Origin of the sequence: Streptomyces nojiriensis (genome assembly GCF_017639205.1) — a bacterium.
GTDB classification, from domain to species: Bacteria; Actinomycetota; Actinomycetes; order Streptomycetales; family Streptomycetaceae; genus Streptomyces; species Streptomyces nojiriensis.
The window spans coordinates 4,317,582-4,343,445 of sequence record NZ_CP071139.1 but is presented as its reverse complement, the minus strand read 5'-3'; the positions used below and the strand labels follow the sequence as shown (position 1 = coordinate 4,343,445).

The following is a 25,864-nucleotide window of genomic DNA, read 5'->3' as shown; positions in this document are numbered from 1 at the left end:
CCCAGCCGGGCGCTGCCCGGACCCGCGCCTCGAATTCCCCCGGCTACCGCTGGGAGGTGCCCCCTGGCGGGGCTGGAGGGGGGTGTGGCGAATGGCCGAGCGTCCGGGTGTCTGGACGGGCGGGTTATCGGCTGAGCTGCCTAACGTCTCAGACAGACACGTCGGTGTGCGAGGCCTGTGGAGGTGGCATGTCCCATCGGAGCCGCTGGCTGGCGGGTGCCTGCGCCAGTACGGTCGCCGTCGGCCTGCTCGTCGTGGGGGGCTTCCTCGGCGCACCGCCGGCGCGGAACGGGTCCGGGGGCAGCGCGGGGACGGAGGGCGCCGAGTCCACCGGGATCGCCTTGGGCGCCTATCTGCACTACGGCTCGCCCGGCGTCGAGCGGATGGGGGAGCTCTCGCGCTGGCTCGGCGGTACCGAGCTGCGCGCCGGGCACACCTATCTGCCCGGCGACACCTGGCCGAACATCGAGGGGGAACCGGATTCCCTGCGCACCTGGGCCCGGTGGCGCCAGGAGAAGGCCGATCGGCTGTTCGTCCTGAACGTGCCCATGCAGGCGAACAACGAGGCCCGTGTTCCCGACGACCGGGTCGCCGAGCTGATCCGCTCCGGCGCGCAGGGGGCGAACGACCACCACTTCCAGCGGCTGGCGAGGCGGCTGGTCGATCTCGGGGTGCCGGACACGGTGATCGTGCTCGGCTGGGAGATGAACGGATTCGACTACGCCCACCGGTGCAGTCCCGATCCGGAGAACTGGAAGACGTACTGGCGGCGCATCGTGGCCGCCATGCGTTCGGTGGAGGGGCAGCAGTTCCGTTTCGACTACGCCCCCAACCGCGGGAGTGACGCCATCCCCTGGACCAGCTGCTATCCCGGAGACGACGTCGTCGACATCGTCGGCATGGACTCCTACGACCAGGAGCCCGGCCGTACCTTCGGCGAGCAGGTCACCCAGCCGTACGGGCTCCAGCAGCAGGTCGACTTCGCGAAGGCGCACGGCAAGCAGATCTCGTACCCCGAATGGGGGCTGTTCCGGCACGGCGACAACCCCGAGTACGTGCGGGGCATGCTGGCCTGGTTCGCCGAGCACGAGCCGCTCTACCAGAGCATCACCGACTACTGCCCGCACGGCGTGTGGCAGTGCGGGCAGAACCCGCGCTCCACGGAGGTGTTCCGGCAGCTGCTGTCCTCCGGGTGAGGCCCAGGTCGTCTCTTTCGGATCTTGTCGGCCGAGCCCGCGGCGTCCGGTGCCGTGCGTGGCAAGGCGGAGGGGCGCCCGTGTACTGGACGTACTCCGGCGCCGCGACAACGCGGCCAGGTGCGGTGCCGGGCGTCGCGGGCCCGGCAAGATCCGGAAGAGACGGCCTACGCCGGGACGCGGGGGAAGCGGGCCTGGAGGGTCCAGATGGCCGGGTTGTCGGCGAGGCCGTCGTGCATGTCGATCAGGTCCGCGATGAGGTCGTGCAGGAAGTCGCGGGCCTCGCGGCGCAGCAGGCGGTGGCTGAAGGTCAGCGGGGCTTCCTCGGCCGGCATCCAGTCGGCCTCGACGTCGACCCAGCCGAAGCGGCGCTCGAAGAGCATCCGGTCCGTGGACTCGGTGAAGTCGAGTTCGGCGAAATGGCGGTTGGCGGAGCGGTTGCCGCGGGGGTCCTTGTCGAGCTGCTCGACGATGTCGCACAGCGCCCAGGCGAAGTCCAGTACGGGCACCCATCCCCAGGCTGTGGAAACTTCCCGGTCCTTGTCGGTGTCGGCGAGGTAGACGTCCCCGCAGAACAGGTCGTGCCGCAGGGTGTGGACGTCCGCGGAGCGGTAGTCGGTCTGCGGGGGGTCGGGGAAGCGCCGGGAGAGGGAGTAGCCGATGTCGAGCACGTAGCTGATGGTGTCACGGGTGCCGGGGGCGTTCACCTCCGGTGTCAGGGCAGGAGCCGCTGTTCCTTGGCCACGGAGACCGCGCCGGCGCGGGTGTCGACGCCGAGTTTGTCGTAGATGCGGCCCAGGTGGGTCTTGACGGTGGCCTCGCTGATGAACAGGGCGCGGGCGATGTCGCGGTTGCCCAGGCCCCGGGCCAGCTGGCCGAGGATGTCGAGTTCGCGGTCGGTCAGGGTGGGGCGGGTGCCGCGCATGTGGGCCATGACCCGGCTGGCCACCGGCGCGGACAGGGTGGTGCGGCCCTGGGCGGCGGAGTGGATGGCGGTGAAGAGTTCTTCCGGGCGTTCGGCCTTGAGGAGGTAGCCGGTGGCGCCGGCGCCGATCGCGCGGGTGATGTCCGCGTCGGTGTCGTAGGTGGTCAGGACCAGGACGTGCGGGGGCCGGGGGAGCGCGGTGATGCGGCGGGTCGCCTCGACGCCGTCGATGCCCTCGCCCAGCTGGAGGTCCATCAGGACCACGTCGGGGTGGAGCTTCGCGGCGAGGGCGACTGCCTCCTCGCCGCTGCCCGCCTCGCCGAGGACCTCGATGTCGGGCTCGCTGCCGAGCAGGGCCAGGAGTCCGGCGCGGACCACCACGTGGTCGTCGCAGAGGAGGATCGTGGTCATGGGGCCGGCTCCAGGGGGATGGCCGCGGAGAGGACGGTGCCCTCGCCCGGCGTGGATTCGATCGTCAGGGTGCCGCCGAGCTGGCGGACGCGGGCCCGCATGGCCGGGAGGCCGTGGCCGCGTCCGGCGGTGCCGGGGCCGGTGCGGGGTTCGCTGAAGCCGTGGCCGTCGTCGGCGATGTCCAGGACGACCTGGTCGCCCAGGAAGCTCAGGGTGAGGGCGGCCGTACGGGCGCCGGAGTGCTCGCGGACGTTGGCCAGCGCGCCCTGGGCTATGCGCAGCAGGGCGGACTGGACGCGGTCGGGGAGCGGGGCCGGGGTGCCTTCGAGGTGGAAGCGGACCTCGATGTCCGGGCCGGCGTCGAGGGAGCGCAGGGCTTCGGCGAGGCCGGCGCCGTCGGCGAGCTCGGGCGGGGCCAGGTCGTGGACGAGCCGGCGGGCTTCGGCGAGGCCGTGTGCGGCGATGCCGGTGGCGGTACGGACGTGCGCGCGGGCGGTGGCCGGGTCGGTGTCCCAGGTGCGGTCCGCGGCCTGCAGCAGCATCTGCTGGCTGGAGAGGTTCTGGGCGAGGGTGTCGTGGATCTCCATGGACAGCCGCTGCCGCTCGGCGAGGGTGCCTTCGCGGCGTTCGGTGGCGGCCAGCTCGCGGCGGGTGCGGATCAGGTCGTCGATGAGGGTGCGCTGGGCCTGGGCCTGGCGTTCCATGTGGACGAAGACGGCGGTGGCGAGGGCGGCGACGGCGGGCGGGGCCAGGAGGAGGTTGGGGTCGAAGGACTTGGCCAGCTGGAGCTGGGCGATCACCACGAAGCCGGTGAGGAGGGCCACGAGGACGATGGCGGCGCGGGGCGGGAGGGTGCGCAGGGCGGTGAAGAACAGCGGTACGGCGCACCAGGCGAAGCTCGGCGCGAGGACGACCAGGACCATCCAGGTGGTGACGACCAGGCCGAGCCACAGCAGCCGGCGGGCGGTGGGGGCGGCGCCGAGGGCGGGGCCGAGCACGTAGAGCAGGGCCAGGGTGATGCTGAGGGCGAGGATCCACGGGGTGCGGGGTTCGCCGGGGTGGCGGAGGAGGAAGCGGACCAGGGAGGCGCCGAGGAGGAGGAAGAACGCGGTGTGGGCGACCGTGGCCAGCGTGCGGGTGTCGTCGCGCGGTGGCGGGGCGGTGTGCACGGGGTGCTCCTCGGTCGGGGGCATGCGTCCATTGTCGGCTGCGGCGCCGCTGCCGGGGCTCCGCCCCGGATCCCGCGCCTCAAACGCCGGCGGGGCTGAAAGAGCGGGGCGCTGCCCTGGACCCCGCGCCTCAAACGCACGCGCTCGGCAAGTAGCCCGCGGAGTCCGCCCGCCTAGGATCGAGTACGTGGAACTCCGTGCTCTCTCGCGCCTCGCCGCCCCTGCCGTCGCCGCCCTGCTCGCCCTCACCACGGGGTGTACGGGGGAGACGGTGCAGGGGCGGCCGGGTGCGTCGGGGCTGCGTGATCCGTACTTCCCCCGGGCCGGGAACGGCGGCTACCAGGTCGACCACTACGCGCTGGACCTGGACTACGACCCCGCCGACGGGCAGCTGCACGGTACGGCCGTGATCACGGCTCGCGCCGAGCAGGCGCTCAGCTCCTTCAACCTGGACTTCAGCGGCCTGGACGTCGAGGGCGTGACCGTCCAGGGCGAGGGGGCCCGGTACAACCGGACCGGCACCGAGCTGACCGTGCGCCCCGCCGAGGACCTGGAGAAGGGCGAGGTCTTCCGTACGCGGGTCGACTACAGCGGGAAGCCGAAGGCCCTCGCGGATCCGGACGGTGCCAAGGAGGGCTGGGTCACCACGAAGGACGGTGCGGTCGCCGTCGGTGAGCCGGTCGGTTCGATGACCTGGTTCCCCGGCAACCACCATCCCAGCGACAAGGCCGCGTACGACATCACCCTGACCGTTCCGCGGGGCTACGAGGCGGTGTCGAACGGCGAGTTGCGCTCCCGCACCGGGGACGCGGACGGGCGGACCGTCTTCGCCTGGCACAGTCCGGAGCCGATGGCGAGCTATCTGGCGACCGCCGCCGTCGGGCCGTACAAGGTGACGACCGGGCGGACGGCCTCGGGGATCGGCCTCTACAGCGCCGTGGCGCCCGGGGAGGAGGCCGCGACTACCGGTCCGCTCGCCCGGCTGCCGGAGATGGTGGACTGGAGCGCCGGCCGGTTCGGCCCGTACCCCTTCGCCACGGCGGGTGCGATCGTGGTGCCCGCCGGGACCCTCACCTACGCGCTGGAGACCCAGGGCCGGCCCGTCTACTCCGGCGCGCCCGAGGACGAGGAGCTCGTCGTGCACGAGCTCGCGCACCAGTGGTTCGGCGATTCGGTGTCGCCGAAGTCCTGGAAGGACATCTGGCTCAACGAGGGTTTCGCGACCTACGCCGAGTGGCTGTGGGCCGAGGACCACGGCGGGCCGACGGCGCAGCAGCACTTCGAGGCGTTCCTGGCCGGGGACACGGACGTGGACAAGGACGCCGGGGTCGACTGGGACGCCTTCCCGCCGGCCTCCCCGCCCGGGCCCGAGGAGATCACCGCGGCTCCGGTGTACTACCGCGGCGCGATGGTCCTGCACCGGATCCGCCAGGAGGTGGGCGACGAGAAGTTCTTCGCCCTGGTGCGCGGCTGGGCCGCCGACCACCGCCACGGGAACGCGAGCACGGCCGAGTTCACCGCCTACGCCGAGAAGAGGACGGGGCAGGACCTGAAGAAGGTCTGGGACGTGTGGCTGTACGGGAAGGCCCGGCCGAAGTAGCAGCGGCCCGGTCCGCTACGGGGCTTCGAGCGGCTTGCGCAGCACGGTGCAGTCGCGGCCCAGCTCGCGGTCCGTGGCCTTGCGCAGGGTGACGTACCCCTGGGACTGCCAGAAGGCGAGGGCCTTGGGGTTGTTGTCCAGTACGGCGATGCGTACGCCCGTGCGTCCGGCGGCGCGGAAGCGGTCCTCGACCAGGGTGGCCACGGCGCGGCCGTATCCCTCGCGGTGGGCGGTGGCGTCGATGAGCAGCAGGCCGATCCACGGGTCCGGGTCGTCGTCGGCGGGTGCCTGCGCGAGGGTGGCGGCCAGCCCGACGAGGCGTCCGGCGGAGCGGGCGAGGAGCACCTCGGCGCTGTCGTGGGCGAGTTCACCGGCGAGCGCGGCGGCGACCTGTTCGACCGTGATGCGGTCCGGGTCGGGGAAGTCTCCGCTGAGTTCGAAGAACGCGTGGTTCGTCGAGTAGAGGGCGGCGATCTCGGTGAGTACCGGGCCGGGAAGGGCGCCGTCGATGGGGACGAGCGGTTGCAGGATCACCCGTCGAACGGTAGCGAAGCCCCCTCCCCGGACGGCCGGGAGGGGGCTTCACCAGCGCTGGTGTCCGGCGGGTGCCGGACCGGGCGGGTCTTAGACGTTGACGCCGAAGTCCTGCGCGATGCCGGTGAGGCCGGAGGCGTAACCCTGGCCGACCGCGCGGAACTTCCACTCGGCGCCGTTGCGGTAGAGCTCGCCGAAGACCATGGCGGTCTCGGTCGCCGCGTCCTCGGAGAGGTCGTAGCGGGCGATCTCGGCGCCGCCGGCCTGGTTCACGACGCGGATGTACGCGTTGCGGACCTGGCCGAAGTTCTGGCTGCGGGCCTCGGCGTCGTAGATGGAGACCGGGAAGACGATCTTGTCCACGTCGGCCGGGAGGCCGGCGAGGTTGACGTTGATGGCCTCGTCGTCGCCCGCGCCCTCGCCGGTGCGGTTGTCACCGGTGTGGACGATGGTCTGGTCCGGGGTGGACTTGTTGTTGAAGAAGACGAAGTGGCCGTCGGAGACGACCTTGCCCGTCGGGTTGACCGCGATGGCCGAGGCATCGAGGTCGAAGTCGACACCGGTGGTCGTACGGACGTCCCAGCCGAGGCCGACCGTGACGGCAGCGAGGCCCGGGGCCTCCTTCGAGAGCGAGACGTTGCCGCCCTTGGACAGGCTGACAGCCATGGGAATGTCCCTTTCCTCATCCAACATGCACGTACAGGCGGTCAAACTACCGCTGCCCCCTATAACGCGACGAGAGGCCGGTCGGGTTCCCGTCGTGAATTGTCCGTGACGGCGGATCTTCGCGAGCCGGATGCGACGGCCGGTAAATACGGGTGACGGCGGCCGGGCCGGGGGCGGATCATAGGGACATGCCTGGTCCTTATGTCATCCGCGGTTCTGTCGTGCTCCCCGAGGGGGAGCTCGCCTGGCGGTTCTCGCGGTCCTCGGGGCCGGGTGGTCAGCACGTGAACACCTCGGACTCGCGCGTGGAGCTGCTGTTCGACCTGGCGGCCACCAAGGCGCTGCCCGAGGTGTGGAAGGAGCGGGCGCTGGAGCGGCTCGCGGCGAAGCTGGTGGACGGCGTGGTGACCGTACGGGCCTCCGAGCACCGCTCGCAGCTGCGCAACCGGGAGATGGCGCTGGTCCGGCTGGCCTCGCTGCTGGCCGAGGCGACGGCGCCGCCGCCGAAGCAGCGCCGGGCGACGAAGATCCCGCGCGGGATCAATGAGCGCCGGCTGCGCGAGAAGAAGGCACGGGCCGAGACCAAGCGCGGCCGTACGGGCCGGGACTGGTAGTCCCGCCCGTGCCCGTCTTACGAGCCCAGGTGCCGGTAGCGCCCGCGGAAGTACGTCAGCGGCTGTCCGTCGGGGGACGGCAGGCCGGCCGTCAGGACCCGGCCGACGACCAGGGTGTGGTCGCCGGCCTCGACGCGGTTCTCCGTACGGCATTCCAGGGTGGCCAGGGCGCCGCTCAGCAGGGGTGCGCCGGAGGCCTCGCCGCGTACGTACGACAGGTCGGCGAAGAGCAGCCGGTCGCTGATGCGGCCCTTCATCGCGAAGCGGCCCGCCACCTGGAGCTGGTGGTCGGCGAGGACCGACACCGCCCACAGGGGCTGTTCCGCCAGCAGGTCGTCCATCCGGGAGCCCTCGCGCAGGCTCACCAGGACCAGCGGCGGGTCCAGGGACACGGACATGAAGGCGGTCGCCGTCATGCCGACGTCCTCGCCGCGCGGGCCGTCCGCCGTCAGCGGGGGCTCGTGCGCGGTGATCAGGCACACGCCCGCCGCCAGCCGGGACATCGCGGCCCGGAACTCGTCATTGCTCACTCCCTCAGCATGGGGGGTTCCGTCGGGCGGGGCGGGTACGGGGGTCGTCTTCAGCACGCCGAAACGCTAATCTCGCCCTCCCGCGCCGCACATCGGGCCCTGGTCCGAGTCGCGCCCCCGCCCCTTGGCCTAGGCCCGGGCGTATCGTTTGCTCTCCGGAATGTGAGGGAGCGCTCCCAGTCATGCGCAGGCCCGCTGCGCACCGATATTCACCTGATGTGACTTGAGTCACAGAGGGCAAGATTTGTTGACCCTGTGTACCTGCCGCACAGCTCACTGTGATTCAGTGGACGGGACACCGCAACGAAACGCCGATGACAAACCTGGAGTTGCTGTCGAGGTCTCGGGGAGAGCGAGCAATGGAGACCGAGTCGGAGCCGTACGTCCGTCTTGCGACCCTGCGGCAGCTGCACCGGGTGGTGGCCGAGCTCAATACGGCCCGGAGCCTGGCGGACACTCTGCAGACCGTCGTGGACGGCATCGTCGTGGGGCTCGGCTACGAACTCGCCTGTGTCAACCTCGTTCGCCCGGACGGTGATCTCGTCGTCGCCGCCTTCGCCGGTGATCCTGCTGCGGAGGCCCTCATCACCGGCCGCGTCGGCTCCCGCGCCTCCTGGGAACGCCGCCTGACGATGGGTGAGAACTGGGACGGGCTCAGGTTCATCCCGCACACCGAGGGCTGGGTCCTCATGGAGGACGACGTCCCCCAGTGGCACACCGACGGCCCCGATCCGCGGTTCGAGGACGAGTGGCACCCCGAGGACCGGCTCTACGCCCCCATGTACGCGTCCGGCGGGGAACTTCTGGGTGTCATTTCGGTGGACAGACCGCGCAACGGCCGCCGGCCCGGTGCCTGGGGCCGCGAAGCGCTCCAGATGTACGCCTTCCAGGCGGCGATTGCGATCAGCAATGCCAGGCTCCGGGCGAACATGCAGCGCGCCCTCGTCCGGCTGGAGCGCGAGCAGCAGGCGCTGCGGGCCAGTGAAGAGTCGTTCCGCCAGGCCTTCGAGTACGCGCCCAGCGGCATGGCCATCGCCGAGATGGGCGGCGACCAGCACGGCCGGCTGCTGCGGACCAACGACGCGCTGTGCCGGCTGCTGGGCCGGCCCGCCTCCGTCCTGCGCCGCTACTCCTTCTCCGACCTGGTCCACCCCGAGGACATCGGCACCCTGCTGCGCACCTCCGCCGAGGGCGGCCGCGCCGAGCTGCGGCTGGGCCGCCGCGACGGCACGTATGTGTGGGTCTCGCTGCGCAACTCCGTCGTCGCCGACGCCGCCGACGGACCCCGGTTCCTGCTCACGCACGTCGAGGACATCGAGGAGCGCAAGCGGCACGAGCTCCAGCTCGCCCACCGCGCCAGCCACGACTCGCTGACGGGCCTGCCCAACAGCGCCGAGCTGCGCGCGCGGCTCGGCGCCCGGCTGTGCCGTCGGCCACAGTCCGTACGGGCCAGCGCGATCGAGGCGCTGGACGCGGCCTTCGAGGGGCGCGACGGATACGACGGGCATGCGGCGCACGGGGCGCACGGGGGTCATGCGGCGCACGCGGGGCACGACGGGCACCCGGTGGGCGCGGAGGCGGGTGGTGCCGGTGAGCACGGGTTTCATGCCGATGGGCCCGACCGGTACACCGGCGCCGACCCCTTCGAATTCCCCGGGGCGCCGCCCGGCCCGTCGGACGGTCCGTACGACCACCACGTGCACACCGTGGCGCCCGCGACCGACATCGACGACGGGACGAAGGGGCTCGCGGTCCTCTTCTGCGACCTGGACGGCTTCAAGTCGATCAACGACCGGTTCGGTCACCACACGGGCGACGCGGTCCTGATCGAGGTGGCCCGGCGGCTGACGACGGGCGTCAGGGACGGTGACACCGTCGCCCGGCTGGGTGGTGATGAATTCGTCGTCCTGGCCGACGGGCTGGGCGCCGCCGACGCCGCCGACCTCGCGGTCCGCCTGCGCAACGCGATCATCCCGCCGATCCGGGTGGACGGCCGTGCGGTGCGGGTCGGGGCCAGTTTCGGCATCGGCTGGGCCAGCTGCGGGATGTCCGCCGACGAGGTGCTGCGCTCCGCCGACCAGCGGATGTACATCGAGAAAAGGTCCCGGTCGAAGGCCCATCGCAGGGCCGGCTGACGCGGTCTGCCGCTCGTGGGCGCACGTGTTCGGGGTAGGCTCCCGGGGGTCGAAAGGAGTGACCTGCGATGACGACGCCCGCGAACAACGGCCCGCACGGTGGGGCGAACAAGCCCGAGGACGACGATCCGTTCGGCTACCTCTACGAGGACGGCCAGGCGGCCGGAGCCACCCCGCCCACGTCGGGCGGTGGATACGGGTACCCCGGAGCGTCGGCGGGCGGTCACCCCGGTCCCCAGCCCGGCGTCCCCCGCACCTCGCACCACCAGGTGCGTACGGTCGGCGAGCGCAGGAACGGCGGCCAGCGCGGACCCGTCCCGCAGCAGCAGGGCCCTGGCTACCAGGCCCAGTACCAGGCCCCGGAAGCGCTCCAGGCGGGCGGCTACGGCGTTCCGGCGCAGCAGACGCAGACGGTCGCGCAGCCGGGCGGTCACGGCGGCGGTCACGGCGGCGGTCGTGGCGGCGGCGGTGGCTCCAGCCGCCGTGGCCTGCTGATCGCTGCCGTCGCGGTGGTCGCCGTGGTCGTGGTCGGCATCGTCGCGGCGCTGCAGTTCGGTGACAAGGACAAGGGCAAGGGCAAGGACGAGGCCTCCACGGGCGGCGGCCAGCAGTCGGCGGCCCCCCAGAACCCGGCCAGCCCGGCCCCGAGCGCGAAGCCGTCGCAGGCTCAGCTGCCCAAGGCGGACTTTGCCGGCAGCGGCATGTCCCTCACGGGCGGTGCGATGCTGCAGAACACGGTGCCGGGCGCGAAGAGCGAGGGCGGCCAGTACGTGGGCGGTCTCAACACGCCGGGCGCGGCGGCCACCTGGTCGCTGGAGGTACCCAAGGCGGGCAAGTACAAGCTGAAGATGACCTACGGGGTGCCGGGCAAGGACGCCAACACCACGCTGACCATCAACGGCGAGGCGCAGACCCGGCCGGTCAACATGGCGAACTTCTCCAAGGCCGCCGCGGGCGACTGGGCCAAGGGCTGGACCAACACCTACTCGCTGGTGGACCTCAAGCAGGGCGCCAACACGATCAAGATCTCGTGCGAGGCGGGCAATCAGTGTGAGGTCGTCCTCGACCAGCTCTGGCTGGAGCAGGGCTGATTCCCCGCGCGACCTTCACCGACCCCCGTACCTGCTCTTAGGTGCGGGGGTCGCATTCTCCCGCCACGCCGGGGCCGTTCGCCGGGCAGGGCCCGGAGCGGTGGTGCGCAGCTCCGGACCCGTACCCGTACCTGTACCCGGGCGCGAAGGCGAAGCCGGTGCCGACGGCGTCAATCAGCGGTACACCGCGAAGGATTGACGCATGATCAGGGAATCGCCACTCCCGTGGCGGAGACGGCGCCCCGCAGCTCCTCGTAGACGCCGGGGTCGAACTCTCCCGCCACCGGGGCGAGGACGGTGGCCGCCGAGAGGGCGACCGCGCGGGTGAGGCGTTCCGGCCAGTCCAGGCCCTCCGCCAGTGCGGACAGCAGGCCGGCGACCGCGGAGTCGCCGGCGCCGGTCGGGTTGCCGGACAGCCGGCGCGGCGGGGCCGCCTGCCAGCAGCCCTCGGCGGTGGCGGCCAGCAGGCCGCCCGGGCCGAGCGAGGTGACCACCGCGTGGGCGCCCCGGCGGCGGGCGTCGCGGGTGGCGGGGACCGGATCGCGGGAGCCGGTGAGCTCGGCCAGTTCGGCGGCGTTCGGCTTGATGATCTCCGGGCGGGCGGCCACCCCGCGGCGCAGGGCCTCGCCGCTGGTGTCCAGCAGGACGGGCACCCCGGCCGCCCGGGCCGACCGTACGAGCAGCGCGTACGCGCCCACCGGCACGCCCGGCGGGAGGCTGCCGCACAGGGCCACCGCGCGGGCGCCGCGCACGAGGTCCTCGTAGCGGGCCAGGAACCGTGACCACTCGGCGGCGGTGATCTGCGGGCCCGGCTCGTTGAACTGCGTGGTGTCGCCGGAGGCCGCGTCGGCCACGGCGACCGTGCGGCGGGTGTTGCCCGCGCAGGGCACCAGGGCGTCGGCCACGCCCGGCGACCGCTCCAGCAGCGCCCGTACGACGGAGCCGACGGGCCCGCCGGCGAAGCCCGTGGCGGTCACCTCGTGGCCGAGGGCGGCCAGGACGTGCGCGACGTTGATCCCCTTGCCTCCGGGGCGTTCGGTGACGGTGGAGACCCGGTGCGAGGCGTGCGGCAGCAGCCGCGGCACTTGGTACGTGACGTCGAGCGCGGTGTTGAGCGTCACGGTAAGGATCATGGGCACTCCCGGGTCTGATGCTGCCGGGATCATGCCAAACGCAGGGCGGTCGGCCCAGTCCCGGGGCCGACCGTTTTCCCTGTGTACGGCCGCTCGGCCGTCAGATCGGCGGTCAGGAGGGCGGGCTGACGATCCATTCGCCGCGCCGCATGACTCCCTTGACGTCGAACGCGGCGTCCAGCACGACGAGGTCCGCGTACTTGCCGGGCTCCAGCGAGCCGATCTCGTCGTACAGGCCGATCAGCTTGGCCGGGTTGGCGGAGATCGCCTGGACCACGGACTCCACCGGCAGCTTGTCGAGGGTCACCGAGCGCTTGAAGGCGGTGTCCAGGGTCAGCGTCGAGCCGGCGATGGAGCCGCCCTCCACCAGCCGTGCCACGCCGTGCTTGACCTCGACCTCCAGCGGGCCGAGGTGGTAGGTCCCGTCGCCGAAGCCGGCCGCGTCCATCGCGTCGGTGATCAGCGCGACGCGGTGCGCGCCCGCGTGGTGGAAGGCCAGTTCCAGTGCCGCCGGGTGCAGGTGGGTGCCGTCGTTGATGAGCTCGACGGTGATCCGCTCGTCCTCCAGCAGTGCGGCGATCGGGCCGGGTTCGCGGTGGGCAAGGGGCGGCATCGCGTTGAAGAGGTGGGTGGCCACGGTCGCGCCCGCGTCGATGGCGGCGCGCGTCTGCTCGTACGTGGCGTCCGTGTGGCCGATCGCCGCGATGACCCCGTGCTCGGCGAGCAGCCGTACGGAGTCCAGGCCGCCCGGCAGTTCGGTGGCGAGGGTGAACATGCGGGCGGCGCCGTGCGCGGCGTCGATCAGCTTGCGGACCTCGGCCGGGTCGGGGTCGCGGAGCAGGTCCTCCTTGTGGGCGCCCTTGCGGCAGGGGTTGATGAACGGCCCCTCGAAGTGGATGCCGGCGATCTCGCCCGCTTGCGTCAGCTCGGCGAGCAGGGCGGCGCGGCGGGCCAGCTCGTCCAGGTCCCCGGTGACGGTGGAGGCGACGAGGGTGGTGGTGCCGTGCTCGCGGTGGGTGCGGACGCCCTTCAGGACGTCCTCGGCGGTGCCGGAGGTGAACGAGGCGCCGCCGCCGCCGTGGTTGTGCATGTCGACGAAGCCGGGGACGATCCAGTGCCCGGTCAGGTCGACGCTCCGCGCACCCTCGTGGGCGCTGCCGGCGATGCGGTCGCCGTCGACGATGACCCTGCCGTTCGCCACCGTTCCGGTGGGCAGCACCACCCTGGCACCCGAAAGAACAGTGCTGTGCGCGCTTCCGGACATCAGGCAGGTACCTCCGTGGCGAGTAGGTCCCAGGCGAGCAGCCCTGCGCCCAGGCATCCGGCGGTGTCCCCGAGGGCAGCCGGAACGATGTGGGGGAGCCGCTGGAACGTCACGCGCTCCTCCACGGCCGTCCGTAGTGGTGTGAACAAGGTCTCCCCGGCTTCCGCCAGCCCGCCGCCGATGATCAGCGTGCGCGGGTCCAGCAGGGTGATGGCGGTGACCAGGCCGTCGGCGAGGGCGCCGATGGCGGCCAGCCAGACCTCCCGGGCGCGCGCGTCCCCGGAGGCGACGGCCTCGGCGCAGTCCGCGGCGTCGGCCCCGGGGTCGCCGGAGGCTGCGGCCCAGGCGCGGCTGACGGCCGCGGCGGAGGCGAGGGTCTCCAGGCAGCCGTGCTGGCCGCAGCCGCAGGCGGGGCCGCCCGGGCGCACCACGATGTGCCCGATCTCGCCCGCGTAGCCGTGGGCGCCGGCCTCGATGCGGCCGGCGATGCCGATGGCTCCGGCGATGCCGGTGCCGAGCGGGACGAAGAGGAAGCGGTCGGCGCCCCGGCCGGCGCCGATGCGGCCCTCGGCCAGTCCGCCCGTGCGCACGTCGTGGCCGAGGGCCACGGGGATGCCGCCGAGGCGGCTGCTGAGCAGGGCGCGCATCGGTACGTCGCGCCAGCCCAGGTTCGCCGCGTAGACGGCGATCCCGTGCTCGGCGTCGACGATGCCCGGGACGGCGACGCCGGCCGCCGAGGCGGGCCGTCCGAAGCGTTCCCGGCCGGTGTCGAGCAGCTCGGCGGCGAACTCCTGGATCGTCTCGACGACGGCGTCGGGGCCCCGTTCGCGGCCGGTGGCCCGGCGCGCTTCGTGGAGCAGGGTGCCGTCGTCGGCGACGAGGGCGGCCTTCATCCCGGTGCCGCCCACATCGAGGGCGATGACGTGTTTCACGGGTTTCACAGAGACAGTCTCGCGTGCTCGGCGGGGAAAGGTCTAGTCCAATGAGGGAGATTGTTGAGCGGCCATACAAATTCGGGACCCAGGTCGGGAGCTCGATGTGGACGAGCCGCCAAAGTGGTGTAGACCTTACGTGGATCGTACGTACAAGAAGGGGTGGATGGAGAACTGTGAAGGGCCGTTACCTGAGCCTGGCCGCGTCCGGCGCCGTGCTGTGCCTGACTGCCGTGACGCTGACGGGCTGCGGAGCCGTCGGGGGGCTCACCGGAGACAACGAGGTGACCCTGCGGGTCGTGGCGGCCGACTACGGGGACAATCCGCAGAACTCCTCCGAGGCGTACTGGAAGGACCTCGCCACGGGCTTCGAGAAGGCCAACCCGGGCACCAAGGTCGAGGTCAGCGTCTACTCCTGGTCCGAGGTCGACGCCAAGGTCGCCGAGATGGTCAAGGCCGGCAAGGCCCCCGACATAGCCCAGATCGGCGCCTACTCCGACTACGCGGCCGCCGGCAAGCTGTACTCGGCGGAAGAGCTGCTCTCCGTGAAGACCGAGGCCGACTTCCTCGGCCCGCTCGCCGACGCCGGCAAGGTCAAGCAGGTCCAGTACGGCATGCCCTTCGTGGCCAGCACCCGGCTGCTCTTCTACAACGAGAAGCTGCTCGCCGACGCCGGTGTGATCGGCAAGGACGCCAAGGGCTGGCAGCCGAAGAACTGGGCGGACCTCGAAGCCGCCGCCAAGAAGCTCAAGGCCGCCAATGTGCCCACCCCCTTCGCGCTGCCGCTGGGCCGCGAGGAGGCACAGGCCGAGACGATGATGTGGATGCTCGCGGGCGGCGGCGGCTACACCGACAACGAGGAGTCGTACTCCATCGACTCCGCCCCCAACGTCAAGGCGCTGGAGTTCCTGCGGGACAAGATGGTCGGCCAGGGGCTGACCGGCCCCGTGGAGCCCGGCAAGCTGGACCGCCAAGCCGCCTTCGACGGCTTCACCAAGGGCGAGGTCGGCATGCTCAACGGGCACCCGACCCTGCTCAAGCAGGCCGCCGCCAAGGGCGTGAAGTTCGGCATGGTGCCGCTGCCCACCTCCGACGGCAGCGACCAGCCCGCGATGGGCGTCGCGGACTGGGTCATGGCCTTCAAGAACGGCCACCGCCAGGAGTCCGGCAAGTTCCTGGACTTCCTGTACCAGCCGAAGAACGTGACGGCCTTCACCGAGAAGTACGACCTGCTGCCCGCCACCACCAGCGGCTACCAGGCCAAGCAGGCCGCCACGGGCGGCTCGGCCCCGCAGCTGAAGCCCTTCCTGACGGCACTGCCCAGCTCCCGGCTGTACCCGGTCGGCAAGAAGTCCTGGGCGGGCGTCAGCGAGGACATCAAGCAGAACATCGGCAAGACCGTCCAGCCGGGCGGGCAGCCCGCGAAGGTGCTGGAGCAGATCGCCACGGCCGCCCGGGCGGCGGATCCGCGCTGACCGGTGGCGGCGGGCCGGGTGTCAGAGCGCGGCGTTAATCTGGCGGTATGACGGACGAGGGGCAGCTGACGGCCACGGAGGCCGCGGTGCTCGCGTACGAGGGACGCACCTGGCCCGGGCCCGGAGCCAAGGAACGGGCCATCCGGGAAGGGCTGGGGATGACCCCCGTCCGCTACTACCAGTTGCTCAACGCACTGATGGACGACCCGCGGGCCCTGGCCCACGCCCCGGGCACGGTGAACCGGCTGCGCAGGATCCGCGAGGCCCAGCGAGCCCGGCGATAGCCGTAGCCGTGGCACCGCCCGGCCGTTAGGGTCGTGCGTATGGGGAGTCATCCGCACGACCTGCCGATGCCCGTCACCGCAGCCGGACGCGAGGGACTCGAAGCCCTGCTCCGCGTACCCCGCCGGTCCGTGGTCGCCCTGGACTTCGACGGCACGCTCGCCGACATCGTCCCGGACCCGGACCAGGCCCGAGCCCATCCCGGAGCCGTCCCGGCGCTGTCCGCACTCGCCCCCGAGGTCGACTCGGTGGCCGTCATCACCGGCCGGCCGGCGGGCGTCGCCGTCCGCTACGGGGGCTTCGCCGGAATCCCCGGCCTGCAGCACCTGGTCGTCCTCGGCCACTACGGAGCCGAACGGTGGGACGCCGTCAGCGGCATCGTCCACGCGCCCGCCGAGCACCCCGGGGTGGCGGCGGTCCGGGCGGAGCTGCCCGGGTACCTGGACTCCATCGGGGCCTGGCGCGGCACCTGGATCGAGGAGAAGGGCCGGGCGCTGGCCGTGCACACCCGGCGGGCGCAGGACCCGGCGGCGGCCTTCGCGGCGCTGCGGGAGCCGCTGGCGGAGCTCGCGGCGCGGCACGGGCTGATGGTCGAGCCGGGGCGGGCGGTGCTGGAACTGAGGCCGCCCGGCATGGACAAGGGCGTCGCCCTGACCGAGTTCCTGGCGGAGCGGGACGCGGAGGCGGTGCTGTACGCGGGCGACGACCTGGGCGACCTGGCGGCGTTCTCGGCGGTCGAGAAGGGCCGGGCCGACGGCCTGCCGGGGCTGCTGGTGTGCAGCGGCTCCGCGGAGGTCCCCGAGCTCGCCGCGCGGGCCGACCTGGTCCTCCCCGGCCCGGGCCCGGTAGCCGCCTTCCTGGCCGCCCTGGCCGAAGCCATCCGCCGCTGATATCTCAGCCCCTCCGGCGTTTGAGGAGCGGGGTCTGGGGCAGAGCCCCGGCAGCGGCGCCGCTGCCGGGGGCCGGCCCCCGGACCCCCGCGCCTCAAACGCCGGCGGGGCTGGAGGGGCCGAGGGCCGAGAGCTGGGCCCTGAACCAGGCCGTCGGGGGGAGGGACGTCGCCGCCGCCGCGAGGCGCTTGGTGCGTTCTGCCCGCTCACCCACCGGCATGGCCAGCGCAGCGTGCAGCGCGTCCGCCGTCGCCGTCACGTCGTACGGGTTCACCGTCAGCGCGTCCTGGCGGAGCTCCTCGTACGCCCCCGCCCCGGTGGACAGCACCAGCACGCACCCCGCCTCCGACACCACCGGGATCTCCTTCGCCACCAGGTTCATCCCGTCCCGCACCGGGTTCACCAGCGCCACGTCCGCCAGCCGGTACGCCGCCAGCGAGCGTTCGAAGTCGTCCTTCACCGACACCAGCACCGGCTGCCAGTCCTCCGTGCCGAACTCCGCGTTGATCTCCGCCGCCAGCTCCGCCACTGCGGCCGTGTAGTCCCGGTACACCGCCAGGTCCTGCCGGGACGGGTACGCCGACGCCAGGTGGACCACCCGGCCCCGCCACTGCGGGCGCCCGGTCAGCAGTTCCCGGTACGCCAGCAGGCCGCGCAGGATGTTCTTCGACAGCTCCGTGCGGTCCACGCGGACGATCGTCCGCAGTCCGTCGACCTCCGCCCGCAGCTCCGCCAGCTTGGCGTTCACCGCAGGCCGGTGCGCCAGCGCCCGCAGTTCGTCCCCGTCCACGCCCAGCGGGTACGCGCGCACGTGCGTGGTGCGGGTGGGCCACACCGCGTACCGCCGGTGCTCCACCACCGGGCCGTCGCGCACCTCCGACCGCCCCCACGCGTCGTCGAGCCGCGCCGATCCCAGGAACTCGGCCGCCCAGGCCTCGGTGTGGAAGCCGAGCACGTCCGCGCCGAGCATGCCCCACAGCAGGGTCTCGCGGACCGTGTCGGGCAGCATGGCGAGATAGCCGGGCGCGGCCCACGGGGTGTGCGTGAAGTGCGCGATCCGCAGGTCGGGGCGGAGCACCCGCAGCAGCCCGGGCACCAGCGCCAAGTGGTAGTCCTGGACCAGCACCTGCGCGCCCTGCCCGGCCTCCTCGGCCAGGGCCTGGGCGAAGGCCTGGTTGTAGCGCTCGTACGACTCCCACTGCCGGCGGAACCCGGCGTCGAAGACCGGTTCGCGAGGGATGTCGTACAGATGGTGATGTGTGAACCACAGCACAGAGTTGGCGATGCCGTTGTACGCGTCGTCGTACATCGTGGGATCGATGTCCAGCATCCGGACGCCCGGTTCGGCAACGCCCCGGCGGACCGCCTCCCGGTCCGCGTCCGACAGCGCCGCACAGATCCACAGCGCGTCCGGCTGCTCGGCGAGGGCCGTGGAGAGTCCGGAGACGAGACCGCCCCCGCCGCGCCGGGCGCTGAGCGTCCCGTCCTCGGCGAGGGCGTAGGAGAGGGGGCCGCGGTTCGCTGCGACGAGCACCTGGGAAGCCATGCGGCCAACCTAGCCCGGCCCGCACCCGCTCAAACCGTACGTTCGCTCACGCCACGCGACGCAGCGCGTACTCCTCGATGCCCGCCATCGGCGGCCGCTCCTCCGTGTCCACGGGATGCGTCCGCGGTACGAAACCCTCCGGCCCGCGCTCGAACTGCGTGAGCTCCGGCCGTACGAGGTGCCCGCGCGAGAGCCGCACCTGCGCGGTGCGGTAGATCGCCGCGGCCATCCGGCCCAGCGCCTGCCCGTCCTGGTGGCGGTGGACCCGCACGCCCACGTCCACCTGGGCCAGCGCGTCCAGCCCGACGCTGTGCAGCGCGTCGACCAGCAGGCCCAGCTCGACGCCGTAGCCGACGGGGAACGGCAGCCGCTCCAGCAGGGAGCGGCGCACGGCGTACTCGCCGCCCAGCGGCTGCACGAAGCCGGCCAGCTGCGGCCAGTGGAGGTTGAGCAGCGGGCGGGCGACCAGCTCGGTGACCCGGCCGCCCTGCCCCGGGGCGTCCCCCAGCGGCCGGTCGTACATCGCCTTGACGAACTGCACGTCGGGGTCGGTCAGCAGCGGTCCGACGATGCCGGAGACGAAGGCGGCGGAGAAGTCCCGCAGGTCGGCGTCGACGAAGCAGACGATGTCCCCGTCGGTGGCCAGCAGCGAGCGCCACAGCACCTCCCCCTTGCCGGGCAGCGCCGGGACGCGGGGCAGGATGTCGTCGCGGTGCACCACCCGGGCCCCGGCCTTCGCCGCGATCTCCGCGGTCCGGTCGGCGGAGCCCGAGTCGATGACGACCAGCTCGTCCACCAGGGGGACCGGCAGTCCCTCGATCAGCTCACGCCGGATGACTTCGACGATCGCGCCGACCGTCGCCTCCTCGTCCAGTGCGGGCAGCACGACGCTGACCGTGGTTCCGGCCGCCCGTTTCCGGTCGAGCAGCTGGTCGAGCGGTCGGTCGGCGGCGGACCAGGAGCGGTCGGCCAGCCATCGCTCCACCTCTTCCAGCACCCTCAGCACTCCCTGCGTGTCGGCGATATTCGCCCTTATGTGATCCATCTCGCGGTTCGGACGCCTGTCTCAACCGCGCGGGCCTTCGGTTACAGTCTTGAACAACGCGAAGGACCACCGCATGCCGGGGGTCCCCGCGTACAAACGCACCGGCGCGCCACAGAGCGCGTGTGCCGGTGCCATACCGCTCATCCAGAGGGGCAGAGGGACACGGCCCGTTGAAGCCCCGGCAACCCTCCAGTCGGTTCTCGCGATCGCGCGTCAGCGCTCGTCAGCGAGGTCCCCGGCTAGGGAAGGTGCCAATTCCGTCTCATGGCGAAGTGCGCCATGGGGAAGATGAGGAGAAAGGGCCTCGCCATCATGGCTGCACAGACTGTCGCCACCTCTGTTGATCTCGGACCTGCCACCGGCCTTTCCTGTCGCGAGTGCGGTACCCGTTTCGAGCTCGGCCCCATCTTCGCGTGCGCCGAGTGCTTCGGACCGCTGGAAGTCGCCTACGACCTGCCGACCGGCGACCCCGAGGCCCTGCGCGCCGCGATCGAGGCCGGCCCCAACAACATCTGGCGCTACGCGCCGCTGCTGCCCGTCCCCGCGGACGTGGCCGGCAAGCCCAGCCTGAACCCCGGCTTCACCAAGCTCGTGGACGCGGCCAACCTGGCCAAGGAACTGGGCATCACCGGCAAGCTCTACGTCAAGGACGACTCCGGCAACCCGACGCACTCCTTCAAGGACCGCGTCGTGGCCATCGCCGTCGAGGCCGCCCGCGCCTTCGGCTTCACCACCCTGTCCTGCTCCTCGACCGGCAACCTGGCCGGCGCCGTCGGCGCCGCGGCCGCGCGGGCCGGCTTCCGCTCCTGCGTGTTCATCCCGCACGACCTGGAGCAGGGCAAGGTCGTCATGGCCGGTGTGTACGGCGGCGACCTGGTCGGCATCGAGGGCAACTACGACGACGTCAACCGCTTCTGCTCCGAGCTCATCGGCGACCCGCTGGGCGAGGGCTGGGGCTTCGTCAACGTCAACCTGCGTCCGTACTACGGCGAGGGCTCCAAGACGCTCGCGTACGAGATCTGCGAGCAGCTCGGCTGGCAGCTGCCCGACCAGATCGTCATCCCGATCGCGTCCGGCTCGCAGCTGACGAAGATCGACAAGGGTCTGCAGGAGCTCATCAGGCTCGGCCTCGTCGAGGACAAGCCGTACAAGATCTTCGGCGCCCAGGCCGAGGGCTGCTCCCCGGTGTCCACCGCCTTCAAGGCCGGTCACGACGTGGTCCGCCCGCAGAAGCCGAACACCATCGCCAAGTCGCTGGCCATCGGCAACCCGGCGGACGGCCCGTACGTCCTGGACATCGCCCGCCGCACCGGCGGTTTCGTCGAGGACGTCACCGACGAGCAGGTCGTCGAGGCCATCAAGGTCCTCGCGCAGACCGAGGGCATCTTCGCCGAGACCGCGGGCGGCGTGACCGTCGGCGTGACGAAGAAGCTCATCGACAACGGGCAGCTCGACCCGACGCTGACCACCGTCGTCCTCAACACCGGTGACGGCCTCAAGACCCTGGAGGCGGTGGCCGCGGACAGCGGGCAGACCGCCACCATCCGCCCCAGCCTGGACGCCTTCCGCGCCGCCGGCCTGGCCTGACCACTTCTCCTCCGCCCTACCGGAAAGGCAGTAGCGCCATGAGCGTCAACGTCCGCATCCCCACCATCCTGCGCACCTACACCGGCGGCGTCGCCGAGGTTCCGGCCGAGGGCGCGACCCTCGCCGAGGTCATCGAGTCCCTGGAGAAGAACCACCCGGGCATCGCCGCGCGCGTCCTGGACGACCAGGGCAAGCTGCGCCGTTTCGTCAACGTCTACGTCAACGACGACGACGTGCGCTTCGAGGGCGGGCTGCAGGCGGCGACGCCGGACGGCGCCGGCGTCTCGATCATCCCGGCCGTCGCCGGCGGTTGCTGATTCCCCGGATCTCTCCCGGTTCTCCCGGGTCGCCGCCCAGGTGACACGCGCAAACCGAAATTGCCCCCTCCGCTAAAAGCGGAGGGGGCAATTCTGCTTGATTGGGCACGGTAGGGTTGGGGAAGTCCCCTCCGCTGTTCTTGCCCCCTGCATATGAACGGGCCGCGCAAGGGTCGACATCGGGCCAACATGCGAGTGCGGTATGGGGCTTTGGCGAGATATGTCAGGCCCGAGTTGCCCGGGAGTATGGCAAATTTTCACTCTATTTCAATGTTTCTCGGTGTCCAGAATTCTCATCGGATTGACCTGTTGCAGACAGCATCCGCGCAGATACATTCAGCCTCGGTCGACGCGTTCCGACGCAAGTTCTGACCCGGGATCGTGAAGTGCGTTCCTGCGCAAGGGCCAGTAATAGGGGAGTTAGGCATGGCTCAGGGCACCGTCAAGTGGTTCAACGCGGAGAAGGGCTACGGCTTCATCGCGGTCGACGGTGGTGCGGATGTGTTCGTCCACTACAGCGCCATCCAGATGGACGGGTACCGCACCCTTGAAGAGGGTCAGCGGGTCGAGTTCGAGATCTCGCAGGGCCAGAAGGGTCCGCAGGCGGACATGGTCAAGCTCGCACTCGGCTAGTCCTGGAGCGATCGACCACCGACGCACAGTCTTCGGCGAAGACCTGGAACACCACGAGGGGCCCACATCCTGGACACGGGATGGGGGCCCCTCGTCCGTGTGCCCGGTAGTAGCGGGGTGATGCGCGAAGCCGCTTGCACTCGGAGGGGTCGAGTGCTAATCATTGGCGTTAGCACTCTCCGGTTGAGAGTGCTACTGAACGAGGACCGGGTCGGTGAGGCCCGCAGGGTCCGGCGGGAAGGAACCGCCGGGCACGCAGGCCGTCCGTCGCGGGCGCGGGCGCGGTCCTGGGAGCAATCCACCGCTGTCCGGGAGGACCACTTCAGATGGCCAAGATCATTGCGTTCGACGAGGAGGCCCGCCGCGGCCTCGAGCGTGGGATGAACCAGCTCGCCGACGCCGTCAAGGTCACCCTTGGCCCCAAGGGTCGCAACGTCGTCCTTGAGAAGAAGTGGGGCGCCCCCACGATCACCAACGATGGTGTGTCCATCGCCAAGGAGATCGAGCTCGAGGACCCGTACGAGAAGATCGGCGCCGAGCTGGTCAAGGAAGTCGCCAAGAAGACGGACGACGTCGCCGGCGACGGTACGACCACCGCCACCGTGCTGGCCCAGGCGCTCGTCCGCGAGGGCCTGCGCAACGTGGCCGCCGGTGCCAACCCGATGGCCCTCAAGCGTGGTATCGAGAAGGCCGTCGAGGCCGTCTCCGCCGCCCTGCTCGCCCAGGCGAAGGATGTCGAGACCAAGGAGCAGATCGCTTCGACGGCCTCCATCTCCGCCGCCGACACCCAGATCGGCGAGCTCATCGCCGAGGCCATGGACAAGGTCGGCAAGGAAGGCGTCATCACCGTCGAGGAGTCCCAGACCTTCGGTCTGGAGCTGGAGCTCACCGAGGGCATGCGCTTCGACAAGGGCTACATCTCGGCGTACTTCGCCACCGACATGGAGCGTATGGAGTCGGCTCTCGACGACCCGTACATCCTGATCGTCAACTCCAAGATCGGCTCGGTCAAGGACCTGCTGCCGCTCCTGGAGAAGGTCATGCAGTCCGGCAAGCCGCTGCTGATCATCGCCGAGGACGTCGAGGGCGAGGCGCTCTCCACCCTCGTCGTCAACAAGATCCGTGGCACCTTCAAGTCCGTCGCCGTCAAGGCCCCGGGCTTCGGTGACCGCCGCAAGGCCATGCTCGGTGACATCGCCATCCTCACGGGCGGCACGGTCATCTCCGAGGAGGTCGGCCTCAAGCTGGAGAACGCCGGTCTCGACCTGCTCGGCCGCGCCCGCAAGGTCGTCATCACCAAGGACGAGACCACCATCGTCGACGGTGCCGGTGACAGCGACCAGGTCGCCGGTCGCGTGAACCAGATCCGCGCCGAGATCGAGAACTCCGACTCGGACTACGACCGCGAGAAGCTCCAGGAGCGCCTCGCGAAGCTGGCCGGCGGCGTGGCCGTCATCAAGGCCGGTGCCGCGACCGAGGTCGAGCTCAAGGAGCGCAAGCACCGCATCGAGGACGCCGTTCGCAACGCGAAGGCGGCCGTCGAGGAGGGCATCGTCGCCGGTGGTGGCGTGGCCCTGCTGCAGGCCTCCGCGGTCTTCGAGAAGCTGGAGCTCGAGGGTGACGAGGCGACCGGTGCCAACGCCGTGAAGCTCGCCCTGGAGGCCCCGCTCAAGCAGATCGCCGTCAACGGTGGTCTCGAGGGTGGCGTCGTCGTCGAGAAGGTGCGCAACCTGCCGATCGGCCACGGTCTGAACGCCGCGACCGGCGAGTACGTCGACATGATCGCCGAGGGCATCATCGACCCGGCGAAGGTCACGCGCTCCGCGCTGCAGAACGCCGCGTCGATCGCCGCGCTGTTCCTGACGACCGAGGCCGTCATCGCCGACAAGCCCGAGAAGGCCGGTGCCCCCGCGGGCGGCGGCATGCCGGGCGGTGACATGGACTTCTGATCGACCCGGGCTCCGGCCACGGTTGATCGGCTGTTCTCGAACGAGGGCGGCACCCCCTGCGGGGGGTGCCGCCCTCGGGCGTTCCGTGAGGCGTCGGAAGCCGTGGCGCACGGGTGGTCGCGCCCGGGTGCCGAGACGGGCCGCCACCGATCGGGGGGCTTTGGTTGACTGGGGGTATGAGCGATCTCTTCGTGAAGATCTGCGGTCTGAAGACCGCGCACGACGTCGACGTGGCCGTCGAGGCCGGGGCGGACGCCGTCGGGTTCGTCTTCGCCCCCGGGAGTCCGCGGACCGTGGACGCCGTCACCGCGCGGGAGCTCGCCGCGCGGGTGCCCGCCGGGGTGCTCACCGTCGGCGTCTTCCGGGGGCAGCCGCTGGACGAGGTCCGGCAGCTGACCGAGGAGAGCGGCGTACGGGCGGTACAGCTCCACGGGGACGAGGGGCCCGAGTACTACGAGGCCCTGCGCGCCGAGGGCCGGACCCTGCTGCGGGCCACCGCCGAGCGCGTGGAGCGCTGCGGGGAGTACGGGGAGGACCTGCTGCTCATCGACGCCCCGGACCCGGGCTCGGGCAAGCCGTGGAACTGGGGGTCCGAGGAGTTCAGCGCGCCGGAGGGGCGCTGGCTGCTGGCCGGCGGGCTGAACCCGGGGAACGTGCGCGAGGCCGTGCAGACCACCGGCGCCTGGGGCGTGGACGTGTCCAGCGGGGTGGAGAGGGAGCGCGGGGTGAAGTCCCCCGACCTGATCCGGGCCTTCATCGAGGCCGCTCGGCGGTAGCGCCCCGCGGGCCGGACCGCGTCGTCCGTGGGCCCCGACGACCTGCGCGTTCGTCCCGTCCCGGTGCAGCGTGCAGCGGTGGTCGGGGGATTGCCACGCGCATACCGCTCGTACCGGGAGGAGTACCGTCCCCTCCCCGCCGTCGTGGCGAGGGGGCACGGCGGATGACGACCGCGCGAGCCGTCGGGGCGGGTGTGGTCAGAGCTGCTGCTCGCTCGCCCTGACCGGTCTCATGGGGCGCCCGTGGCCGTGGCCGTGGCCGTGGCCGTACTCAGTTGACACTGAGCCAGATGTGAGAGTCGGCCTCTTCCACCTCCACGTCCTGTTCCGCTCGATGCGCGGCCGGCGACGCGGTGTCGTGCCGGCCGGTCGTGCCATCGGGTTCCGGGCTGCCGTGTTCTTGGAGGGGACGCACGGAGAAGTCAGTCCTCTCTGTTTCCATCCGTGTTCGAGGGCCGACGGCAAGGACCGTCGGAGTCGTGGGCGGTGCACCCGCCGAAACCCCCACGGCGCAGACGTACCCGCCGAGGAGACGACACACGTTGAACTCGCCGACGGTGTAGGGCGTGTGCGCGGAAAAGGGAACCCGCGGCTCTCCGCGCCGGCGGAAGTCGACGCGCTTCATACCCGCGCGCATGCCCTCGCCCGTCAGTTTCATCGCGGCTTCCTTCAGCACCCACAGCGCCGCCCTGTGCTCCGCCGCGGGCCCCGCCGAGGGCAGGGCGGAGATCTCGGCAGGAGTGAGGAAGGCACTGTCCGGCAGCACGGACACCCGCGAGATCTCCTCCACGTCCACACCCACCCGCGCGCCGAGCGCCGCGGCGGCCACCGCGTAGCGACCACTGTGCGCCATGCTCAGAAACAGGCGCGGCTGCGTCTTCACGTACGGGCGCCCATCGCGATGACGTCCGAGCTGGAGTCCGGCCCACGGGACGTCGAGGAGCCGGCCCGCGGCTTGCAGGGCCAGCCAGCGGGCCAGCACCGAGCGCGTTCGATCGGCGGGGCGGTGCAGGCGTGCCACCCGCTCCTGGTCGTCGGGGGAAAGGCGGCGCAGTGCCGCTCGGGCCGCCGCCTCGGCCCCCGGCGCCTGCAGGTCGCAGGCGAGGAAGAGGCTCTTCGGCGACCGACCCGGCCCTGTCCTCGCGGTCATGACAGCCCCAGTCG

At 71.6% G+C, this 25,864-nt stretch carries 24 protein-coding genes, 1 pseudogene and 1 riboswitch; of the genes and pseudogenes, 13 read left to right on the top strand and 12 right to left on the bottom strand.

The genetic code is table 11. The features are described from left to right. Nucleotides 1-188: 188 nt before the first annotated feature. Nucleotides 189-1,187, top strand: a pseudogene (locus JYK04_RS20115) (glycoside hydrolase family 26 protein); the annotation flags it as partial. A gap of 176 nt (nucleotides 1,188-1,363) precedes the next feature. Here JYK04_RS20115 and JYK04_RS20110 read toward each other — a convergent pair. The 3 genes from JYK04_RS20110 to JYK04_RS20100 are packed head-to-tail and all read right to left on the bottom strand — an operon-like array spanning nucleotide 1,364 to nucleotide 3,725. After that, entirely contained in the window at nucleotides 1,364-1,867 is a 504-nt protein-coding gene (locus JYK04_RS20110; protein WP_189735636.1) for a hypothetical protein, read from the bottom strand. Nucleotides 1,868-1,911: 44 nt separating this feature from the next. Further along, entirely contained in the window at nucleotides 1,912-2,532 is a 621-nt protein-coding gene (locus JYK04_RS20105) for a response regulator (protein ID WP_052876137.1), read from the bottom strand. Beyond that, entirely contained in the window at nucleotides 2,529-3,725 is a 1,197-nt protein-coding gene (locus tag JYK04_RS20100; RefSeq protein WP_189734973.1) for a sensor histidine kinase, read from the bottom strand. Before JYK04_RS20100 ends, JYK04_RS20105 begins: the two co-directional genes overlap by 4 nt. A 163-nt stretch (nucleotides 3,726-3,888) precedes the next feature. Here JYK04_RS20100 and JYK04_RS20095 point away from each other — a divergent pair, with 163 nt between their 5' ends. After that, nucleotides 3,889-5,301, top strand: coding sequence for a M1 family metallopeptidase (locus JYK04_RS20095; protein WP_229875077.1), 1,413 nt, complete (start codon nucleotides 3,889-3,891; stop codon nucleotides 5,299-5,301). 15 nt (nucleotides 5,302-5,316) lie between these two features. On the opposite strand, the gene JYK04_RS20090 is transcribed toward JYK04_RS20095, so the two are convergent. Both JYK04_RS20090 and JYK04_RS20085 read right to left on the bottom strand, forming a co-directional pair. Further along, nucleotides 5,317-5,835 carry a GNAT family N-acetyltransferase gene (locus tag JYK04_RS20090; protein WP_189734977.1) on the bottom strand — a complete coding sequence of 173 codons (519 nt, stop codon included), beginning with the start codon at nucleotides 5,833-5,835 and terminating at the stop codon, nucleotides 5,317-5,319. Between the two features lie 90 nt (nucleotides 5,836-5,925). Beyond that, nucleotides 5,926-6,501: a TerD family protein gene (locus tag JYK04_RS20085; protein ID WP_030009238.1), complete on the bottom strand. Its 576-nt coding sequence runs from the start codon at nucleotides 6,499-6,501 to the stop codon at nucleotides 5,926-5,928. Between the two features lie 188 nt (nucleotides 6,502-6,689). On the opposite strand from JYK04_RS20085, the gene arfB reads away from it, so the two are divergent. After that, nucleotides 6,690-7,115 (top strand): alternative ribosome rescue aminoacyl-tRNA hydrolase ArfB, encoded by a 426-nt coding sequence (gene arfB / locus JYK04_RS20080; protein WP_189734979.1) that lies wholly within the window; start codon nucleotides 6,690-6,692, stop codon nucleotides 7,113-7,115. Between the two features lie 17 nt (nucleotides 7,116-7,132). Here the strand turns inward: arfB and JYK04_RS20075 are convergent, their stop codons facing one another. Further along, the gene (locus JYK04_RS20075; protein WP_373297395.1) at nucleotides 7,133-7,618 is read right to left on the bottom strand and encodes a flavin reductase family protein; all 486 of its coding nucleotides are present in this window, start codon (nucleotides 7,616-7,618) and stop codon (nucleotides 7,133-7,135) included. Nucleotides 7,619-8,004: 386 nt separating this feature from the next. On the opposite strand from JYK04_RS20075, the gene cdgB reads away from it, so the two are divergent. Further along, complete coding sequence (cdgB, locus tag JYK04_RS20070; protein WP_189734983.1) at nucleotides 8,005-9,780, top strand: diguanylate cyclase CdgB; 1,776 nt, start codon at nucleotides 8,005-8,007, stop codon at nucleotides 9,778-9,780. A 68-nt stretch (nucleotides 9,781-9,848) separates the two neighbouring features. After that, the gene (locus JYK04_RS20065; protein ID WP_189734985.1) at nucleotides 9,849-10,871 is read left to right on the top strand and encodes a CBM35 domain-containing protein; all 1,023 of its coding nucleotides are present in this window, start codon (nucleotides 9,849-9,851) and stop codon (nucleotides 10,869-10,871) included. 206 nt (nucleotides 10,872-11,077) lie between these two features. Here JYK04_RS20065 and JYK04_RS20060 read toward each other — a convergent pair whose 3' ends face one another. From JYK04_RS20060 to JYK04_RS20050, 3 genes are all read right to left on the bottom strand, one after another. After that, nucleotides 11,078-12,004 (bottom strand): 1-phosphofructokinase family hexose kinase, encoded by a 927-nt coding sequence (locus JYK04_RS20060; RefSeq protein WP_189734987.1) that lies wholly within the window; start codon nucleotides 12,002-12,004, stop codon nucleotides 11,078-11,080. Between the two features lie 112 nt (nucleotides 12,005-12,116). Further along, nucleotides 12,117-13,268, bottom strand: coding sequence for an N-acetylglucosamine-6-phosphate deacetylase (gene nagA, locus JYK04_RS20055; RefSeq protein WP_189734989.1), 1,152 nt, complete (start codon nucleotides 13,266-13,268; stop codon nucleotides 12,117-12,119). Next, nucleotides 13,268-14,200: an ROK family protein gene (locus tag JYK04_RS20050; protein WP_189735638.1), complete on the bottom strand. Its 933-nt coding sequence runs from the start codon at nucleotides 14,198-14,200 to the stop codon at nucleotides 13,268-13,270. Before JYK04_RS20050 ends, nagA begins: the two co-directional genes overlap by 1 nt. Nucleotides 14,201-14,376: 176 nt before the next feature. Between JYK04_RS20050 and JYK04_RS20045 the strand changes: the two genes are divergently transcribed. Genes JYK04_RS20045 through otsB form a run of 3 tightly spaced genes read left to right on the top strand, consistent with a single transcriptional unit; the run spans nucleotide 14,377 to nucleotide 16,847 of the window. Next, entirely contained in the window at nucleotides 14,377-15,675 is a 1,299-nt protein-coding gene (locus JYK04_RS20045; protein ID WP_229875078.1) for an extracellular solute-binding protein, read from the top strand. A gap of 47 nt (nucleotides 15,676-15,722) precedes the next feature. Beyond that, complete coding sequence (locus JYK04_RS20040) at nucleotides 15,723-15,959, top strand: DUF3263 domain-containing protein (protein WP_030031449.1); 237 nt, start codon at nucleotides 15,723-15,725, stop codon at nucleotides 15,957-15,959. A 39-nt stretch (nucleotides 15,960-15,998) separates the two neighbouring features. After that, nucleotides 15,999-16,847 (top strand): trehalose-phosphatase, encoded by an 849-nt coding sequence (gene otsB / locus JYK04_RS20035; protein ID WP_189734993.1) that lies wholly within the window; start codon nucleotides 15,999-16,001, stop codon nucleotides 16,845-16,847. Between the two features lie 94 nt (nucleotides 16,848-16,941). Here the strand turns inward: otsB and JYK04_RS20030 are convergent, their stop codons facing one another. Together JYK04_RS20030 and JYK04_RS20025 are read right to left on the bottom strand one after the other, a co-directional pair. Further along, nucleotides 16,942-18,393, bottom strand: a complete 1,452-nt coding sequence (locus JYK04_RS20030; protein WP_189734995.1) for an alpha,alpha-trehalose-phosphate synthase (UDP-forming) — start codon at nucleotides 18,391-18,393, stop codon at nucleotides 16,942-16,944. Between the two features lie 46 nt (nucleotides 18,394-18,439). Next, nucleotides 18,440-19,390, bottom strand: a complete 951-nt coding sequence (locus JYK04_RS20025; RefSeq protein ID WP_189734997.1) for a glucosyl-3-phosphoglycerate synthase — start codon at nucleotides 19,388-19,390, stop codon at nucleotides 18,440-18,442. A gap of 185 nt (nucleotides 19,391-19,575) precedes the next feature. After that, a riboswitch (SAM riboswitch) is annotated at nucleotides 19,576-19,733 on the top strand. Nucleotides 19,734-19,750: 17 nt separating this feature from the next. On the opposite strand from JYK04_RS20025, the gene thrC reads away from it, so the two are divergent. The 5 genes from thrC (at nucleotide 19,751) to JYK04_RS20000 (ending at nucleotide 24,700) form a co-directional block, all read left to right on the top strand. Then, on the top strand, nucleotides 19,751-21,025 hold the full coding sequence (gene thrC / locus JYK04_RS20020; protein ID WP_189734999.1) for a threonine synthase: 1,275 nt from the start codon (nucleotides 19,751-19,753) through the stop codon (nucleotides 21,023-21,025). A gap of 38 nt (nucleotides 21,026-21,063) precedes the next feature. Then, complete coding sequence (locus tag JYK04_RS20015; RefSeq protein WP_033223628.1) at nucleotides 21,064-21,342, top strand: MoaD/ThiS family protein; 279 nt, start codon at nucleotides 21,064-21,066, stop codon at nucleotides 21,340-21,342. A gap of 426 nt (nucleotides 21,343-21,768) precedes the next feature. Then, a complete protein-coding gene (locus JYK04_RS20010) occupies nucleotides 21,769-21,975 on the top strand; it encodes a cold-shock protein (protein WP_030009783.1) in 207 nt (68 codons plus the stop codon). Nucleotides 21,976-22,301: 326 nt separating this feature from the next. Continuing rightward, a complete protein-coding gene (groL, locus tag JYK04_RS20005; protein WP_030009782.1) occupies nucleotides 22,302-23,924 on the top strand; it encodes a chaperonin GroEL in 1,623 nt (540 codons plus the stop codon). A gap of 176 nt (nucleotides 23,925-24,100) precedes the next feature. Further along, nucleotides 24,101-24,700 carry a phosphoribosylanthranilate isomerase gene (locus JYK04_RS20000; RefSeq protein WP_189735001.1) on the top strand — a complete coding sequence of 200 codons (600 nt, stop codon included), beginning with the start codon at nucleotides 24,101-24,103 and terminating at the stop codon, nucleotides 24,698-24,700. Nucleotides 24,701-24,971: 271 nt separating this feature from the next. Here the strand turns inward: JYK04_RS20000 and JYK04_RS19995 are convergent, their stop codons facing one another. Next, on the bottom strand, nucleotides 24,972-25,850 hold the full coding sequence (locus tag JYK04_RS19995) for a 4'-phosphopantetheinyl transferase family protein (protein ID WP_189735003.1): 879 nt from the start codon (nucleotides 25,848-25,850) through the stop codon (nucleotides 24,972-24,974). Nucleotides 25,851-25,864 lie beyond the last annotated feature (14 nt).